14 protein-coding genes and 7 tRNA genes are annotated in these 16,044 nt (G+C 41.2%); 5 read left to right on the top strand and 16 right to left on the bottom strand.

Going from position 1 to position 16,044, the window contains the following annotated elements:
- Nucleotides 1–37: 37 nt before the first annotated feature.
- Complete coding sequence (gene fadE / locus FHG08_RS09165) at nucleotides 38–2,500, top strand: acyl-CoA dehydrogenase FadE (protein ID WP_178955619.1); 2,463 nt, start codon at nucleotides 38–40, stop codon at nucleotides 2,498–2,500.
- Here the strand turns inward: fadE and FHG08_RS09160 are convergent, their stop codons facing one another.
- From FHG08_RS09160 to dnaQ, 11 genes are all read right to left on the bottom strand, one after another.
- A complete protein-coding gene (locus FHG08_RS09160) occupies nucleotides 2,501–3,616 on the bottom strand; it encodes a DUF6136 family protein (protein ID WP_178955617.1) in 1,116 nt (371 codons plus the stop codon).
- Entirely contained in the window at nucleotides 3,613–4,203 is a 591-nt protein-coding gene (locus FHG08_RS09155; RefSeq protein WP_178955615.1) for an ATP-binding cassette domain-containing protein, read from the bottom strand. Before FHG08_RS09155 ends, FHG08_RS09160 begins: the two co-directional genes overlap by 4 nt.
- A gap of 477 nt (nucleotides 4,204–4,680) precedes the next feature.
- Nucleotides 4,681–4,757, bottom strand: a tRNA-Asp gene (locus tag FHG08_RS09150).
- A gap of 53 nt (nucleotides 4,758–4,810) precedes the next feature.
- A tRNA-Asp gene (locus tag FHG08_RS09145) sits at nucleotides 4,811–4,887 on the bottom strand.
- Nucleotides 4,888–4,924: 37 nt separating this feature from the next.
- Nucleotides 4,925–5,001 (bottom strand) — tRNA-Asp (locus tag FHG08_RS09140).
- A 38-nt stretch (nucleotides 5,002–5,039) separates the two neighbouring features.
- Nucleotides 5,040–5,116: transfer RNA gene (locus FHG08_RS09135), tRNA-Asp, on the bottom strand.
- 31 nt (nucleotides 5,117–5,147) lie between these two features.
- Nucleotides 5,148–5,224 (bottom strand) — tRNA-Asp (locus FHG08_RS09130).
- Nucleotides 5,225–5,265: 41 nt separating this feature from the next.
- Nucleotides 5,266–5,342, bottom strand: a tRNA-Asp gene (locus FHG08_RS09125).
- A 27-nt stretch (nucleotides 5,343–5,369) separates the two neighbouring features.
- A tRNA-Asp gene (locus FHG08_RS09120) sits at nucleotides 5,370–5,446 on the bottom strand.
- Between the two features lie 98 nt (nucleotides 5,447–5,544).
- The gene (locus FHG08_RS09115) at nucleotides 5,545–6,915 is read right to left on the bottom strand and encodes a TIGR03503 family protein (RefSeq protein WP_178955613.1); all 1,371 of its coding nucleotides are present in this window, start codon (nucleotides 6,913–6,915) and stop codon (nucleotides 5,545–5,547) included.
- A gap of 9 nt (nucleotides 6,916–6,924) precedes the next feature.
- A complete protein-coding gene (dnaQ, locus tag FHG08_RS09110; protein ID WP_010391424.1) occupies nucleotides 6,925–7,638 on the bottom strand; it encodes a DNA polymerase III subunit epsilon in 714 nt (237 codons plus the stop codon).
- A gap of 68 nt (nucleotides 7,639–7,706) precedes the next feature.
- On the opposite strand from dnaQ, the gene rnhA reads away from it, so the two are divergent.
- Nucleotides 7,707–8,171, top strand: a complete 465-nt coding sequence (rnhA, locus tag FHG08_RS09105; RefSeq protein ID WP_138606194.1) for a ribonuclease HI — start codon at nucleotides 7,707–7,709, stop codon at nucleotides 8,169–8,171.
- Between the two features lie 14 nt (nucleotides 8,172–8,185).
- On the opposite strand, the gene FHG08_RS09100 is transcribed toward rnhA, so the two are convergent.
- Complete coding sequence (locus FHG08_RS09100; RefSeq protein WP_138606196.1) at nucleotides 8,186–8,947, bottom strand: class I SAM-dependent methyltransferase; 762 nt, start codon at nucleotides 8,945–8,947, stop codon at nucleotides 8,186–8,188.
- Between the two features lie 53 nt (nucleotides 8,948–9,000).
- Here FHG08_RS09100 and gloB point away from each other — a divergent pair, with 53 nt between their 5' ends.
- Both gloB and FHG08_RS09090 read left to right on the top strand, forming a co-directional pair.
- Nucleotides 9,001–9,774, top strand: coding sequence for a hydroxyacylglutathione hydrolase (gene gloB, locus FHG08_RS09095; protein WP_178955611.1), 774 nt, complete (start codon nucleotides 9,001–9,003; stop codon nucleotides 9,772–9,774).
- A gap of 153 nt (nucleotides 9,775–9,927) precedes the next feature.
- Nucleotides 9,928–11,505 (top strand): LysM peptidoglycan-binding domain-containing protein, encoded by a 1,578-nt coding sequence (locus tag FHG08_RS09090; RefSeq protein ID WP_178955609.1) that lies wholly within the window; start codon nucleotides 9,928–9,930, stop codon nucleotides 11,503–11,505.
- A 68-nt stretch (nucleotides 11,506–11,573) separates the two neighbouring features.
- Here FHG08_RS09090 and FHG08_RS09085 read toward each other — a convergent pair whose 3' ends face one another.
- The gene (locus tag FHG08_RS09085) at nucleotides 11,574–12,944 is read right to left on the bottom strand and encodes a Gfo/Idh/MocA family protein (protein ID WP_178955607.1); all 1,371 of its coding nucleotides are present in this window, start codon (nucleotides 12,942–12,944) and stop codon (nucleotides 11,574–11,576) included.
- A gap of 160 nt (nucleotides 12,945–13,104) precedes the next feature.
- Between FHG08_RS09085 and FHG08_RS09080 the strand changes: the two genes are divergently transcribed.
- A complete protein-coding gene (locus tag FHG08_RS09080) occupies nucleotides 13,105–14,715 on the top strand; it encodes a M28 family metallopeptidase (RefSeq protein ID WP_178955606.1) in 1,611 nt (536 codons plus the stop codon).
- Between the two features lie 66 nt (nucleotides 14,716–14,781).
- On the opposite strand, the gene FHG08_RS09075 is transcribed toward FHG08_RS09080, so the two are convergent.
- From FHG08_RS09075 to FHG08_RS09065, 3 genes are all read right to left on the bottom strand, one after another.
- The gene (locus tag FHG08_RS09075) at nucleotides 14,782–14,997 is read right to left on the bottom strand and encodes an EF-hand domain-containing protein (protein WP_178955604.1); all 216 of its coding nucleotides are present in this window, start codon (nucleotides 14,995–14,997) and stop codon (nucleotides 14,782–14,784) included.
- Nucleotides 14,998–15,066: 69 nt separating this feature from the next.
- A complete protein-coding gene (locus FHG08_RS09070; RefSeq protein WP_178955602.1) occupies nucleotides 15,067–15,279 on the bottom strand; it encodes a calmodulin in 213 nt (70 codons plus the stop codon).
- Between the two features lie 155 nt (nucleotides 15,280–15,434).
- A complete protein-coding gene (locus FHG08_RS09065) occupies nucleotides 15,435–15,647 on the bottom strand; it encodes a calmodulin (RefSeq protein ID WP_178955600.1) in 213 nt (70 codons plus the stop codon).
- Nucleotides 15,648–16,044 lie beyond the last annotated feature (397 nt).

The following is a 16,044-nucleotide window of genomic DNA, read 5'->3' as shown; positions in this document are numbered from 1 at the left end:
TAAACGAGGTGGTCTGACCTCTATTAAGGAATTAGCAATGACACTCATATTTACACTTGGTTTAATCGCACTGCTCAGCATTGCGCTTTACCACAGAGCGAGTTGGAACACAGCACTTGGTGTTTCTACCGCAACATTATTAATTGGTACCTTTGCTGGTGCTTTTGGTTTAATTAGCTGGGTGATCTTTTTAATCATCGCAGTGCCTCTTTCTGTTACTGGTATTCGCCAGCAATACATTATCAAACCTATTTTCACCATCTTTAAAAAAGTAACACCGAGCATGTCTGACACCGAAAAGTCAGCTATTGATGCCGGTACTACGTGGTGGGAAGCGGATTTATTTTGTGGTAATCCAGATTGGAAAAAGCTTCACCAGTATCCAGTTCCAAAACTTACTATTGAAGAGCAGGCATTTATCGACGGCCCTGTTGAAGTTGTATGTAGTATGCTTGATGATTGGGAAGCTACGCATGAGCTGACTGATTTACCTCAGGATGTATGGCAATATCTAAAAGATAACAAGTTCTTTGCCATGATCATTAAAAAGGAATACGGCGGCTTAGAATTCTCTGCATTTGCACAATCGTGTGTACTGCAAAAACTAACCAGTAAATCAACATTGCTTTCGTCAATTGTTGGTGTACCTAACTCGTTAGGTCCAGGTGAGCTATTACAGCACTATGGTACTGAAGACCAAAAAAATCATTACTTACCGCGTTTAGCAAGCGGTCAAGAAATTCCATGTTTTGCACTTACCTCGCCAGAGGCGGGTTCTGATGCAAGCTCAATTCCAGACTACGGTGTAGTCTGTAAAGGGCAATGGAATGGCGAAGAAGTAGTTGGTGTAAGCCTTACATGGAACAAACGTTACATAACACTTGCGCCTGTAGCTACGGTACTTGGTCTAGCATTTAAGTTACAAGATCCAGATGGATTATTAAGCGACGTTAAAGAGCCAGGTATTACCTGTGCACTTATCCCAACAGATACCCCTGGGGTAGAAATTGGTCGTCGTCACTTCCCGCTTAATGTGCCGTTCCAAAACGGCCCTACTCGCGGTAAAGATATTTTCGTCCCACTTGATTACATTATTGGCGGCCCAGAAATGGCTGGTCAAGGCTGGCGTATGCTAGTTGAATGTTTATCGGTTGGTCGTGCTATTACGTTGCCGTCAAATTCAGCCGGTGGCATTAAAATGATTGCAGTAGCAACCGGTGCTTATAGCCGTATTCGTCGTCAATTCCGCTTACCTATTGGTAAAATGGAAGGGGTTGAAGAATCAATGGCTAAACTTGCTGGTTATGCTTACAGCTCAGACGCTGCAGTAAGCATGTCTACTGGCGCAGTTGATTTAGGCGAAAAGCCATCAGTTGTGTCGGCGATTATTAAGTACCACCTTACCGAGCAAATGCGCGATTCAACCATTCATGCAATGGACGTGCTAGGCGGTAAAGGGATCATGCTTGGGCCAAATAACTATTTGGGTCGTGGCTATCAAGGTGCACCAATTGCCATTACCGTTGAAGGTGCAAACATCTTGACCCGTAATATGATTATTTATGGTCAAGGTGCAATTCGTTGTCATCCATTTGTACTTACCGAGCTAGGTGCGTGTGAAATTGAAGACCGCGAAGAAGCGCTTAACGTATTTGACAAAGCGCTAATGGGTCACATTGGCTTTACCATGTCTAACTTAGTACGTACTAAGTGGCTTGCGCTTACTGGCGCTCGCTTTACTAGCGTGCCATACAAAGACGAAACGGCAGAGTTTTACCGTATTGCGTCTCGCTTTAGTGCATCACTTGCACTTATGTCAGACATTAGCATGGCGGTATTTGGTGGTTCTCTTAAACGTAAAGAACGTATTTCAGCCCGTTTAGGCGACTTATTAAGTTACCTTTACTTAGTATCTGCAACGCTAAAACGTTACAACGACGAAGGCCGTAAAAAAGAAGATTTTGCATTGGTTCAATGGAGCTGTCAGGATCACCTTTACCACTGCCAGCGTGCACTTGCTGATTTAATCAATAATATGCCGTCGGCTCCACTACGTGGTGTTTTAAAAGTATTGTTATTCCCGTTTGGTCGTCCGGTTCGTAAACCTACCGACAAACTTGAGCACAAACTAGCGCAGTTGTTACAAGTTCCTAGCGAAACACGTAATCGTTTAGCAAGCTATGTATACCTTACAAACGAACCGCTTAACCTTGTAGGCCGTCAAGAGCAAACGCTTAAAGACGTTCTAGAAGTAGAGCCATTGTTTGAGCGTGTATGTAAGGAGAAAGGCGTAAAGCTGCCATTCTTCCAGCTTGATAAAGTGGCGCAAATGGGTTTAGAAGCGGGTATTTTAAGCCAAGCAGAAGCCGATAAGCTTGCTGCAGTTGAAAAAGATCGTCTAGACGTGATTAACGTTGATGACTTTGACCCTGCAGATTTACTTGCCGGCAAAGCAGCGCGTAATAGCAAAGCTAAAGCTAAAAAGGCAGATGCAGCTTAACTAATTTAGTAAAGCTAGCATTAACCCTGCTAAAATTAGCCAAACCAGCGCATAATGCGCTGGTTTTTTTTGCGCAAAGTAAACCTGTATTACACACCACATATTACCAATAAAAAATAATGCAATATGAATGTGACCAAAAATAACGCTATAACTTATCGTTGCTACTAAAAACAGCAATAGGCTAGGTAAAAACTGGCTAATATAAAAGGCAAGTTCTCGCTGGCATGTTTTAAAAAACAATCGATACTGCTCGTGAACTTTACCGCAATCAAATTGCAAAGAGCTACTAAAGAGCACAATAAAAGCCATGGTCAACACTACGAGTATAGGTACCAAATCAGCACGTTCGTTTATTAGTGCCGCTGATGCCATAAATATACATAAAAGTAGCGACACGCGCCAAACAAGTACCCAGCTATGGTTTAGTAAATAACAAAACCAAAAACCAAATATTGAACTTACTGCAATTCGCCCGTTAACATTAACCACGGGAACAAAAAGACTCAGCGTAAACAGTAAAGCAAAGCCTATATGATAGGTGAGCGGTTGCATATAAATAGGAACACACACTAATATCGTGCTAAATATAAAGCCATATATCAGTGCGCTGGGTTTGTATATGCACAAAACGCCCAAGCTAAATTGCAACAACATAAATACAACAAAGTGCGGTACTTTAACCCATTGTGATAGCGTTAAATCTAGCGCAATTAATACACTGGCTATTAACCAAGCATTGCTTAGCGTTAATAATTTAATATCAACTAAATATAACCACACTGATCGCGCAATAGTTTGCTGGAATAGCCGCTGCTGACTATTTTTAATTGCTGACTTCATTGCGCTGAACATCACACTTTGTAATAACAAATAAAATAAGGCCATTTGTGCACCGTATTGTGGTGCTGCGCTACTGTCTATAATTTTTCCGAGACCTAAAAAAAGTAGCAATATCAAACCCAACATCGATGAGCCTAACACCACTAAAAATAACAACCCAAAACTTTTCAGTTGTAATAATAATTGCTTAAGCTCTTGGTTATAAGCTAAATACCGGTAACCCATAAACACTCTATATTGAGCTAATGGGTGTTTACTTGGTGCAATATTCATAACGATATGCGCTCAAAGCCATGTTCAACAAACACAGTAGGTTCGTGACAAGTAATAATAATTTGCCCGTTTAGTTTATCTGCTAAGTAAGTGTCAAGTAAGGAAAGAAGATATTGGATGCTTGCCTGATCAAGGGCTGCGCTCGGCTCATCAAGTAATAGATAAGGTGCCTTGCGCATTAATGCTAAAATTAACTGGCACTTTTTTTGATTGCCTGAGGATAATGCATCAAAACGCGTATTAAGAAATTCGCCAAAATTAAAACCACTAACCATTGCATTAGGCCATGGGCAACCGAGTGTACTAACAGATAAATGTATAATTTGATTGGCAGTTAAAAAATCTGGTAAAGCAATACGATCAGTAGCAATAGCGACCTGTTTATCTAGTTCTTTAAGTGTTTCCCCTGCAAATAAAAATGTGCCACTTTGCGGCTTTTCAAGCCCCGCTAGCATCATAAGTAACGTGGTTTTGCCTTGGCCGTTAGGTGTATCAATACACACTTTTTGGCTGCTAAACACCTTATTGTAATCATGGTATACAACGTTGGCGGCAAACTGCTTATTTAAGCCAATCACTTCAATCATAAAATATCCTTTTTAGATCAGCTTTATATTATAAATAAACTTTTATAATAAACAAAACCCACCCCAACAGCTTTAAAAAACAATAACGATAAAGTAGCGTCATTTTCTAATAGCGACAAACCTTTTATAGCAAGTTGAAACAGCATCAGAAGCTCTGAAACCGTTTGTATCATCAACAGCGATTCACCCTAATAGTTCACTATAAAGATAAGCTTTTTACATCTGCGGCGTTATGACTTAGCCTAAGGACAATAAGAACTGTTTTAAAAGATAATTTGAATTTTGATAACACGTAAAGCTTTGAACTAAACTAAAAATTAAACTAGGTTTTTTTTAACTCAAGCCTATCAAGGCTGACTTGTTAATTGTGACTGATAGCTGATAGCTGATAGCTGATAGCTGATAGCTGATAGAAAATATATTAGCTGTTATTAATTAGGGAAGTATTTTTTAACTTGTTATTGAGGAAATAACAAGTGGCGGAGTGGACGGGACTCGAACCCGCGACCCCCGGCGTGACAGGCCGGTATTCTAACCAACTGAACTACCACTCCGCAGTGGTATGTGCATGGGGTAATGCACTTACTAATTTTGTTACGATATCAAATGGCGGAGTGGACGGGACTCGAACCCGCGACCCCCGGCGTGACAGGCCGGTATTCTAACCAACTGAACTACCACTCCGCAGAGATATCTTTTTACTTGTCATTACTTAATTTGTTGGCGGAGTGGACGGGACTCGAACCCGCGACCCCCGGCGTGACAGGCCGGTATTCTAACCAACTGAACTACCACTCCAGCATACAAATTTTGTAATATAACAGTGTTTAAATAGTTGGCGGAGTGGACGGGACTCGAACCCGCGACCCCCGGCGTGACAGGCCGGTATTCTAACCAACTGAACTACCACTCCAGCGCGTATTTAAACTGTTATTTTTTCTTATTGGCGGAGTGGACGGGACTCGAACCCGCGACCCCCGGCGTGACAGGCCGGTATTCTAACCAACTGAACTACCACTCCATAATAAGAATATGTTTTACAACCATATGTTGTGTAAGTGTTGGCGGAGTGGACGGGACTCGAACCCGCGACCCCCGGCGTGACAGGCCGGTATTCTAACCAACTGAACTACCACTCCAGCGCATACTTACAAATTGTCGAAAATTGGCGGAGTGGACGGGACTCGAACCCGCGACCCCCGGCGTGACAGGCCGGTATTCTAACCAACTGAACTACCACTCCGCATTTTCGTTTCTGTCTGAGTCTCCCCTGACAGCGGCGTGAATAATACGAACCAGCCCCTGCTTCGTCAAGGGCTTTTTTGTTTTTTTACAGGTTTTTTAGTCATCTGACATCGAAAGGTTTAAAATTCCACCTGATTTATCATTTTTTGAGCTACTTTCTGGTTCATCTGATTTTTGCTGTTCAGCTTTTTTTGACTCAACAGCTTTCTTTTTATTTAAAAAAGCTAAATTCAATTTAAGTTTTAATGGTTTGTTCTGCACAAAAACACGAATACATAACCAACCTATAAATAAAATGGCCAAATTTCCACCAACAATTAAACTAATCATTAATCCCGTGGCCATTACTTTTGGTTTTACAACTGGCACAGGAATAATTTCTGGTTCGCTAACACTGGCAACTGGAATTTCTGGAATCACTTCAATCGGTCTTTCTATTTCAAATAAATAGGTTGGCAATGTAGCCATAAACTCTCGGTCATTGATTGTTGAGCCAAAAACAGAGATTTCAATATTGTAGCGTCCCCAACCATAATCTTGTAAAGCCAGCTCTCTTGCTGTGGTGCTGTTGCTATCTAAGTAAAATACCTGCTCTTCGCCATTGGGGTAATAAATTTTACCTTGCATGATCACCGTTTCAGGTTTTAAAAGCTTATCATCAATATTGATGGTAATACGGTGATCTTCCCCCTCCTCAGTTGCTTCAATGGAGGTGAAGCTAAAAGGCGGCTCATGCACAACAATAGGTTCTTGAACCACCCGCCTCTCTAATACATCAGTGGTAATATAAAGCTCAGGGCGCCACTCGCCAGGTGTGAAATTTAAGGTAAACTCACCGGTAAAGACACCGTCTTTAGCGCTTTCATCGAACCCGTAGCCATCATCTTTGAATTCAGTTACTTGCTGTATGCCTGCACCAAAGTTTTCAAAGTTTTCATTATTGGTGCTCACAAAGCTTACATTAAGCGATACCGCATCTTTAAATAGGTTGGCGCGAATCGGCTCGCCATCATTTAAAATCTCACCAGTTACCTTTACAGTTTCACCCTGAAACAGAATTTTAGGCAGTGGGTCTACTTTTAGCGATAACTCACCAATAACAACAATGCGGCTTTCTGGCATTATTTGGCCAATAACTTGCCACGGCCCAGGCATGGGATTGCGAATAACCACTAAGTCATAATTTAATTCATCGTACCAATCAAGACTAGTGTTTCTCACCGCATTGGTTGCAAAGTATTTAGTACCATCGGGTCTTACTAAAATTACGGCAGGCGATCCTGGGCGTCTAAAAAATATTAATTTTATTTCATCAATTTTGTCATCAACACGAAAACGGTTATCCAGTAACGGGATTTCATTTTGTTTACCGCTGCCTTTTAACTCTTCAACTTGCTTTACACTGTGTGCATCGGGGTGGAAACACACGGCAATTAAAAGCAGTGAAACTACTAATAGCGTTTTCATAATAATGCCCTATTCAGCGCGCCATAAACAATGGCCGCCCTCCTTTTGTACAATGTCTAAACGCGTTTGATGTGCGCTTTGCTCTGCATCGTTAGCTGCTATAACTACCAAAGGTGCTCTGTCGCTACTTAGGCGTCTAATACCGCCTTTTTGATCTTCACTTGAGTCATCTTTGTTTTGATTTAGGTTTAGCTTTACTTGCCCCCCGGTCATTGCCAGGTAAACATCGGCTAAAATTTCAGAATCCAGTAAGGCGCCGTGTAACGTCCGCTTAGTGTTATCAACATCGTAGCGGCGACAAAGTGCATCTAGGTTGTTCTTTTGCCCTGGATGCAAGTCACGCGCCATTTTAAGGGTATCAAGCACACCACAAAAACTATGGGTGTTTTGATAGCCTTGATTTAATAACGCAAATTCATTATCCATATGGCCAATATCGAACGGCGCATTATGAATGACTAACTCAGCCCCTTTAATATAGTCAAAAAACTCTTGGGCAATATCACGATAAAGCGGTTTATCGCGTAAAAATTCATTAGTAATACCGTGAACATCGATTGCTTCTTCTTCAATGCTGCGCTGCGGATTAATGTAAACGTGAAAATTATTGCCGGTTAACCGGCGATTCATAAGCTCCACACAGCCGATCTCGATGATACGGTGCCCTTGTTTAGGGTCGATGCCGGTGGTTTCTGTATCTAAAACTATTTGTCTGCGTGCCATATCGAATTAAGCCTGACTCTGGTATCTTTCTATAATCACTTTATTGTACATAATATCAAGGTAAAACAGTGCAAAAAACCGTAGAGATTTACACCGATGGTTCGTGTTTAGGTAATCCAGGCCCCGGTGGTTATGGTATTTTTATGATTTATGAAGCCCATGAAAAAAAATTAAGCCAAGGTTATAAGCTTACAACCAACAACCGTATGGAAATGCTGGCAGCCATTGTGGCGCTAGAATCTCTTAATCGTGCCTGCCCTGTAACCCTGACTACCGATAGCCAATATGTTAAGCAGGGTATTGAGTCTTGGATCACCAATTGGAAAAAACGCGGTTGGCAAACCTCTGCTAAAAAACCGGTTAAAAATGTCGATTTATGGAAACGTCTCGACAAAGCCTGTGCCGAGCACAACGTTACCTGGAAATGGGTAAAAGGCCACAGTGGCCACAAATATAACGAAATTGTTGACGACCTTGCTCGTGATGCAGCCAGCAGCAACAATTTACTCGATGATGAAGGTTACCAACCGTAACCCTCTACATCATGCTATTTTTTATTTTGTTGATAATGCTGTTTTGAGGTTTGCCTAAGCCCTACCCCTTTTATTGGGGCAAATTGTGGGCGAGCATGCCACTTAGGTTTTATTGGCGTAAGTGGCGCAACACGCTTTCGTGCCACCAGCATATACACACTCCCCATAGGTTTTAAATATTGCTTGGTAAAGCTGCGCCAAAATGCGAACCGCGATAAGCGATTACCGCGTGCCAACGACGAATAAATAAAGCGCTCATCGGCCACAATTTCAAATCCAAGTAAATTTAGCCAATCTTTAACCCGTGCTGGTGTGAAAAATCGGCCTGTCCACGGTAATTTTTGACGGCTAAACGGCAGTAACTGCGCTAACCCACAAAAGCTAAACGGATTAAAACCCGTAATGGCGATATAACCGCCTGGAATAAGGGTTCGATGAGCCTCACGTAAAATATGATGTGGATCTGAGTGATATTCTAAACAATGGCTCATAATGCAAGCATCTATAGAGTGCTCATAAAAAGGCAGTTCGTCTATATCGGCAACCACCCCCGTGTATGGGCCAGGCTCTGCAACGCATACTTGATGCTTAATGGAGCTTTTGCTTGTATCTAGCTCAGCACTTAAATTACCTAATTTAAGCATATGATAGCCAAACATACGCGGTAACCACGGCGACAATTTGCGTTCTATATCACAACGTAAATAATCACCATGCGGAAACTGCTGCCAGGACAACGGTTTGGGACCTTCTTGAAAACTAAGGGCTGGTTTCATTATATAAGCTCGTTATAATATTAATTAAATACCACTTTATAGAGCAACGATACATGGTGCAAGTCAAAGCAATTAAAGCCTTTTCTGATAACTACATTTGGTGCTTAACCACCGAGCAGAATAACCAAGCGTGGGTGGTTGATCCTGGGCAATCAGCGCCAGTTTTAGAGCATTTAGCACAGCATAACTTAACCCTTGGCGGTATTTTAATTACCCATCATCATTATGATCATACCGATGGCGTAGCTCAATTAGTAAAGCAGTACCCTAACATCACAGTTTACGGCCCAAGTAATAGCCCATTTGAGGGAATAACAACGCCTTTAAATGAAGGTGATACAATTAGCGTTTTAAACATTCCATTTGAAATTATAGCCACCCCTGGGCACACCCTAGACCATATTTGTTATATTAATGATGCACTGGCCTTTACTGGCGACACCCTATTTAGTGGTGGTTGTGGGCGCTTATTTGAAGGCAGCCCAGAGCAAATGTGGCATTCATTTAATAAGTTGCGAGCATTGCCAAGTGATTGCAAAGTATATTGCACCCACGAATACACCCAAGCAAACTTGGCCTTTGCAAAAGCGGTTGAGCCACGAAACCCCGAATTACTCGCTTACAGCCAGAAAGTAGATGAATTGCGAAAAAATGATGAAATAAGCTTGCCAAGCACCATAGGCCAAGAGCTTAAAGTTAACCCTTTTATGCGTAGTAATTTGCCCGATATTACAAAGTCATTACCAAAAGAGTATTGTTTAGTTACAAAAAACAATGAACCTTGGGAAAACTTTGCTAGTCTGAGGATGTTCAAAGATAATTTTTAAGCCAGTAACAAAAATAATTAACTGTTCATTTTAAATAACAATAAGTTAACACTTTCTAATTATATTTGTTTGGATTTTTAACGATGACAAGTGGCAATGTTGGCTCATAATGAGTAGTATTCGCCGAGTTTTTTACCCTATGTATTGGTATTTATGAATAAATCTCCTCTTTTATTGGTTTTAGCGATGACGCTAAGCGGTTGTCAAACATTGACAACATTAGACACAGATTCACAAAATCAAGTTCAAAACCAACTTGAAGGCGCCAGCCCAAATGATATTAGCACTGCATTAATGATTAATGCGCAATATCAACAAGTAAATGATATTGAAGAAGAAGCCCCTGTGTTTGACGATGTTTGGGAGCGTATTCGTTACCAATTATCTATTGATATTCCACAAAATCGCCCAGTGGTCGCTGAGCGTAATTATTATGCACGTCATCAGGCATACCTAGATCGCATTTCTAAACGTGCTGAGCCGTATTTACATTTTATTGTTGAAGAAATTGAAAAGCGTGAAATGCCCATCGAAATTGCACTTTTACCCATTGTAGAAAGTGCGTTCGACCCTTATGGCTATTCGCACCGTACTGCATCGGGTATTTGGCAGTTTATGCCCGCAACCGGCGAGCGTTTCGATTTAAAACAAAACTGGTGGTATGACGGTCGTCGCGATATTGTGCAGTCTACTCGCGCTGCACTTGATTATCTCTCATACTTACACAAAACCCTTGAAGGTGATTGGCTGAACGCAATTGCCGCCTATAACTCAGGTGAAGGCCGCTTGCTGCGTGCGATAAAAAAGAATCGTAAAAAGCATTTGCCTACCGACTTTTGGTCACTAGATTTACCTCGTGAAACCACCGCCTACGTGCCTAAATTATTAGCTTTAGCTGATTTATTAAAACGTGCAGATGAGTTTAAAGTGTCGTGGAAGCCAATAATTAACGCACAAGTAGTCGAAGTGGTTAATATTGAGTCACAAATAGATTTAGCACTGGCTGCGGATATGGCCGATATGACCCTTACCGAACTATATCGATTAAATCCAGGGTTTAACCGCTGGGCAACCGATCCTGATGGCCCACACTTTTTATTACTTCCTACCGATAAAGTAGAGCAATTCACTGAAAAGCTTACCGCTACAGCGATTAAAAACCGTCTTCGTTGGCAGCAATATAAGGTTAAACGTGGCGATAGCTTGTCGGTGATTGCAGATAAATTTACCACTAGTATCAGCGCAATTAAGTCATTAAATAAGCTTAACTCAAACGTAATTCGTGTGGGTCAACAAATTTTAGTACCACTCACTGATGGTAAAATTAACAGTGAACATTTACCTCAGCAAGTACGTGCGGCCGCTAATAAAAGTTTACGCACTAAACTTTCTCATACGGTAAAAAGTGGCGATACCCTATGGGATATTAGCCGCGAATACGATGTAACGATGAGTGAATTAGCTAAGTGGAATAAGCTGAAAAAAAATGCAGTACTGCGTTTAAATCAAAAATTGGTAGTTTATAAGTCAGCTAGCCAGCCTAAAGAGTCGACGAGTAATACTAATCGTACTATTACCTACAAAGTGCGCCGAGGCGATTCTTTAGCGCGTATAGCGTCTAAGTTTAATTTAACGGTAAGCGATATTATTAAATGGAATAACCTTGCCGGACAAAAATATTTGCAGCCAGGACAAAAGCTTAAATTAAAAGTAGATGTAAGAAGTAGCTGATCCCTACTGTAATAAACTGTTAAATAAAAAAGAGCGCATGCGCTCTTTTTTTGTGCCTGCTATAAACCTTAGCTTACAATGCTTAAAGGCTTTGCTGTTTGCCATGCACCACGAGTAAAGTCGGGAATATCAATTGAACGGCTACGCTCACTCACAGACTGGGCTGATAATGGTGAAATAACCGACCACGCTGCGCCATCGTAAACGTCCTGATCCAGCGGTTCGCCATTTCTTAGGCAATAAATCATTCGCCAAAACATTAAAAAGTCCATGCCCCCGTGGCCGCCATTGCGCTGTGCTTCTTCACCCATTTTAATCCATAGGGGATGGTCGTACTGCTCATACCATGCGCTCATATCATAATCCCACTCATGAAAGCTTGTTGATCCGCCATTTTCAAGCGCAATACGATTAGGGAAACCGGCAAACACCCCATTCGTCCCTTGGATTAAATTATGTCGAGAGTATGGCCGAGGGGTTGTTGTATCGTGCTGTACCATAATACTGCGCCCCTTGAGAGTTTTAATCAGTGTCGTGTTCATATCACCGGCAATATAATTAAGCTGATTTCGGGAATGATCCGCTGCAAATTCACGTTGTGCATAGGCACTTCTACCCAGCGAAGGTGAGCTCATTGAGGTTAAAAAATCAAACCTATCGCCACGGTTTATATTCATATATTGCGATACAGGGCCTAATCCATGGGTCGGGTATAAGTTACCATCACGTTTTGCATGCCATTGCGTTCGCCATGAGCCTGTTTTGTGCTCAAGCTCTTTCATTTGCCAACGAAGCTCATGAATATAGGCCGCTTCGCCATGTAACAGCTCCCCAAATACACCTTGGCGCACCATGTTTAATACCATTAACTCGTCGCGACCGTAATTCACATTTTCCATCATCATGCAATTTTTTTGAGTACGTTCGGCGGTATCTACAATCTGCCACATTTCGTCAACAGTCAGTGCCAAGGGCACTTCAACAAAAGCATGTTTTGCGCTGTTCATAGTATCGATAGCCATAGGTGCATGCCATGCCCAAGGAGTAGAAATAATGACTATATCTATGTCTTGTCGTTCAAGCATTTGTTGATAGGCCCGCTCAGTGCCAGTATATAACGCCGGCTTAGCTATCCCTTTATCAACTAAATAATTGGCAGCTCGCTCTAGCACCTCAGTGTGCGTGTCACAAATAGCGACTATTTGCGCACCTTCAATATGGCTCATGCGCTTTACATGTCCATAACCGCGCTGACCCACACCAATAAAGCCCACTCTAACCACATCCATTTTAGGCGCGACTAAACCAATAACGCTGCGCCCTTGCTGTTTTGGTGCGCTTGCATTAGCACTTCCACTTGATGCACAACCACTCACTACACCTGCAGCTGCGGCAACACTGGCTGCTTTTAAAAAGTCTCGACGATTAAATTGCTTCATTGCTTTATCCCTTTTGTTATTGTTTTAACTTACCTAAAGGCGATGAACGGGTAAATAGGTGAAGAGGTAAGCGACATAAAAATAAGGTTAAAAGAGATAAAAATTCGCATTTAACGGTTACTTGGGGTTATAGTCGAAAAAATTATTATTTTAAGTAGTTATGTCTTATATAAAAATCACTGCACTTTTTTTAGCTAGTGCACTAACGGGTTGCTCTGAGCCTACAACGCCAGCTTCATCTCTTGAAAACAGCTCAGGCGTTAGTTTAAACAATCTTAAGCAGCATATTAAAACCTTAGCATCAGATGACTTTGAAGGACGCGGCCCACTTACCTTAGGTGAAGTTAAAACCGTTGGTTATTTAAGTGAGCAATACCAAGCTATGGGGTTGTCTGGCGCGTATCAAGGGAAATATTTACAGCCAGTTAAAATGGCCATGCTAACTGCAGATCAAAAAATGCAATTAACTATGGGAGAGCTTAGCTTTACTGCAGGTAAAGACTTCACCGCCCGTACAAAGCAGTTACAGCCGATTATTGATGTACGCAATAGCGATATTGTGTTTGTTGGCTATGGGATTAACGCGCCAGAATATAACTGGAATGACTATGCCAATGTTGATGTAACCGATAAAACCGTTATTGTGCTGGTGAACGATCCGGGCTTTGCCACCCAAGACGATACACTATTTACAGGCAATGCCATGACCTACTATGGCCGCTGGACTTATAAATATGAAGAAGCCGCGCGCCAAGGTGCAAAAGCGGTATTTATTGTTCATGAAACAGCCCCAGCCGCATACCCTTGGGGCGTGGTTGAAAGCTCAAACACGGGCACCAAGTATAGCTTGATGGACAACAACCTTAATGCATCTGAACTGCCAGTTATGGGCTGGTTAACACTTAATGCGGCTGAACAAGTATTCGCATCGGCAAACTTAAATTATCAACAATTAAAGCAACACGCATTAAGTAAGCAATTTCAAGCCAAGGAATTGAACTTAAAGGCGAACCTTGCATTTAAAAATGAAGTGTCACACGCTAAATCACATAATGTGGTTGCACAAATTACAGGCAGTGAAACCCCTGACGAATACGTTATTATTAGTGCCCATTGGGACCATTTTGGTACTAAACAAACCGACAGTGGACCTAAAATTTATAATGGCGCAGTCGATAATGCTTCAGGCACTGCAGCAACGCTTGAAATTGCTCGCATTATGAGCAAGATGCATCAGCAAAAGCCGTTTAAGCGCTCAATCCTGTTTGCTAACTTTACCGCCGAAGAAACAGGTCTAATCGGCTCAGAAGAATTTGCCAATGGGAATATGATTGCCACTAAAAAAATGGTCGGATTATTAAATATCGATGGTATGAACGTGCTCGATGAAACCGATTATATTTTGCAATACGGTAGCAACTTATCCGAAATGGAGCATTACTTAGCAAGCGCGGCTAAAGCACAAGGACGCGTGGTAAAAATGGATCCTCGCCCACAAAATGGATTGTTTTTTAGATCAGATCATTTCTCACTCGCTAAACAAGGCGTGCCAAGTTTACTGTTTATGAGCTTAGGTGATACCGACCCTGACTACATCAGTCATAAATACCATAAAGAAGCCGACGACTATTCAGATACATGGTCACTAGCTGGTGCAAAACAAGATATCGAGCTGGTTATAGATATAGCCAGTCAACTTGCCAATAATGGCGACTGGCCTAAGTGGATAAATGAATCTGATTTTAAAACCAAACGTTTAGAAGATAAGTAAATAAAAAAGCAGCCGAGAAATTATTCGGCTGCTTTTATCTGTATCGTTAAAGATTGTGCGTGTTTGTTACTGAACTTTGGCAAATTCTTGCTTAGATAATTCGCCATTCCCGTCAATATCTAAGTCATCAAATAATTTAGCTAGTTGCGAATTAGTTTGTGCTTCAGGCTGGCTAATAACGCCGTCGCCATCAGTATCGAAAGAATCAAAGTCAACCGCAGCAAAAGCGGCAGAAGACGAAGCAAGTGCAATTAAAGCAAGCGTTTTAGTAAATGTTTTCATAATAAATCCTTAGCTTAATAAAAAAGTGGGTAAGAAATCCTTTTCAAAGATCCTTAGGGAATTAGAAAGTTAGTATGCTGAAAATTCGTCTTTAGAAAGTTCACCATTGCCATCACCATCCAGCTCTGCAAACTGCTCCATAAGTTCGGCCGCAACCGAGGCTTCAGCTTGGCTAATTGCGCCACTACCATCTACATCAAGAGTCTCAAAGTCTGTGCTGGCAAATACTGCTGATGAAGAAGCAAGTGCCATAAGTACAAGAGTTGACTGTAATTTTTTCATAATATTAATCCTTCAAAGTATGCAATGTTTGGGTATAAATTAATTAACTCAACGCTACAACCGTACATCCTAGTTATTCTCTTTCATAGGCTCCCTTGCCTATTTAGGTTGTCTTTGGCAACTCAGAATATGTAATAGCGTTGAGCATTGGCCTTTTAAGCCTTAGAAAATTCTGCTTTAGAAAGCTCGCCGTTTTTATCCGTATCAAGCTCAGTAAACTTACTCATAAGTGAAGCGTCTACTGATGCTTCAGCTTGGCTTATTGCGCCATTACCATCCACATCCATTGTGTCAAAATCTGTTGCAGCAAACGCCACAGATGAAGAAGCAAGTGCCATTAATACCAGTGTTGATTTAAATGTTGTCATAACGTAATTCCTTCATTGGGTTGTAAGGTTAAGCGTTAAGCTTAATCACTTTTTGCTAAATACAGCTTAGGTATTACAACTTCGATGCCATGTTTAATTTTTTATTTATAAACAATAAGTTAAAAATAAAAATGTGATTTTTACTTAAAAATGCCCAACATTTTGTTGCTCTTTTGCAACAGCTACTTTTAACTAAAAAAATACCCATTAAAATTCAACAACTTAAATCATCTAAAAAAGACACATCTATCTCTAATTAAACTCAAAACAACAAGACTGAGCCGCTATAGGAATAAATCGCCACTGAACAAATTAACAACGCGAAATTAAACAGGTTAAATTAAATAGATAACAAATTGAAAATAAACAACTTAAATTGATTTGTAGAAAAATATAA

Origin of the sequence: Pseudoalteromonas sp. Scap03 (genome assembly GCF_013393115.1) — a bacterium.
Lineage (GTDB): Bacteria > Pseudomonadota > Gammaproteobacteria > Enterobacterales > Alteromonadaceae > Pseudoalteromonas.
This window is presented reverse-complemented; position numbering and strand designations above follow the sequence as displayed.

What these genes read in the sequence shown, in the direction of transcription:
- fadE (WP_178955619.1), top strand. Translation starts at nt 38, where the DNA reads ATGACACTCATATTTACACTTGGTTTAATCGCACTGCTCAGCATTGCG.
- FHG08_RS09160 (WP_178955617.1), bottom strand. Translation starts at nt 3,616, where the DNA reads ATGAATATTGCACCAAGTAAACACCCATTAGCTCAATATAGAGTGTTT.
- FHG08_RS09155 (WP_178955615.1), bottom strand. Translation starts at nt 4,203, where the DNA reads ATGATTGAAGTGATTGGCTTAAATAAGCAGTTTGCCGCCAACGTTGTA.
- FHG08_RS09115 (WP_178955613.1), bottom strand. Translation starts at nt 6,915, where the DNA reads ATGAAAACGCTATTAGTAGTTTCACTGCTTTTAATTGCCGTGTGTTTC.
- dnaQ (WP_010391424.1), bottom strand. Translation starts at nt 7,638, where the DNA reads ATGGCACGCAGACAAATAGTTTTAGATACAGAAACCACCGGCATCGAC.
- FHG08_RS09100 (WP_138606196.1), bottom strand. Translation starts at nt 8,947, where the DNA reads ATGAAACCAGCCCTTAGTTTTCAAGAAGGTCCCAAACCGTTGTCCTGG.
- gloB (WP_178955611.1), top strand. Translation starts at nt 9,001, where the DNA reads ATGGTGCAAGTCAAAGCAATTAAAGCCTTTTCTGATAACTACATTTGG.
- FHG08_RS09090 (WP_178955609.1), top strand. Translation starts at nt 9,928, where the DNA reads ATGAATAAATCTCCTCTTTTATTGGTTTTAGCGATGACGCTAAGCGGT.
- FHG08_RS09085 (WP_178955607.1), bottom strand. Translation starts at nt 12,944, where the DNA reads ATGAAGCAATTTAATCGTCGAGACTTTTTAAAAGCAGCCAGTGTTGCC.
- FHG08_RS09080 (WP_178955606.1), top strand. Translation starts at nt 13,105, where the DNA reads ATGTCTTATATAAAAATCACTGCACTTTTTTTAGCTAGTGCACTAACG.
- FHG08_RS09075 (WP_178955604.1), bottom strand. Translation starts at nt 14,997, where the DNA reads ATGAAAACATTTACTAAAACGCTTGCTTTAATTGCACTTGCTTCGTCT.
- FHG08_RS09070 (WP_178955602.1), bottom strand. Translation starts at nt 15,279, where the DNA reads ATGAAAAAATTACAGTCAACTCTTGTACTTATGGCACTTGCTTCTTCA.
- FHG08_RS09065 (WP_178955600.1), bottom strand. Translation starts at nt 15,647, where the DNA reads ATGACAACATTTAAATCAACACTGGTATTAATGGCACTTGCTTCTTCA.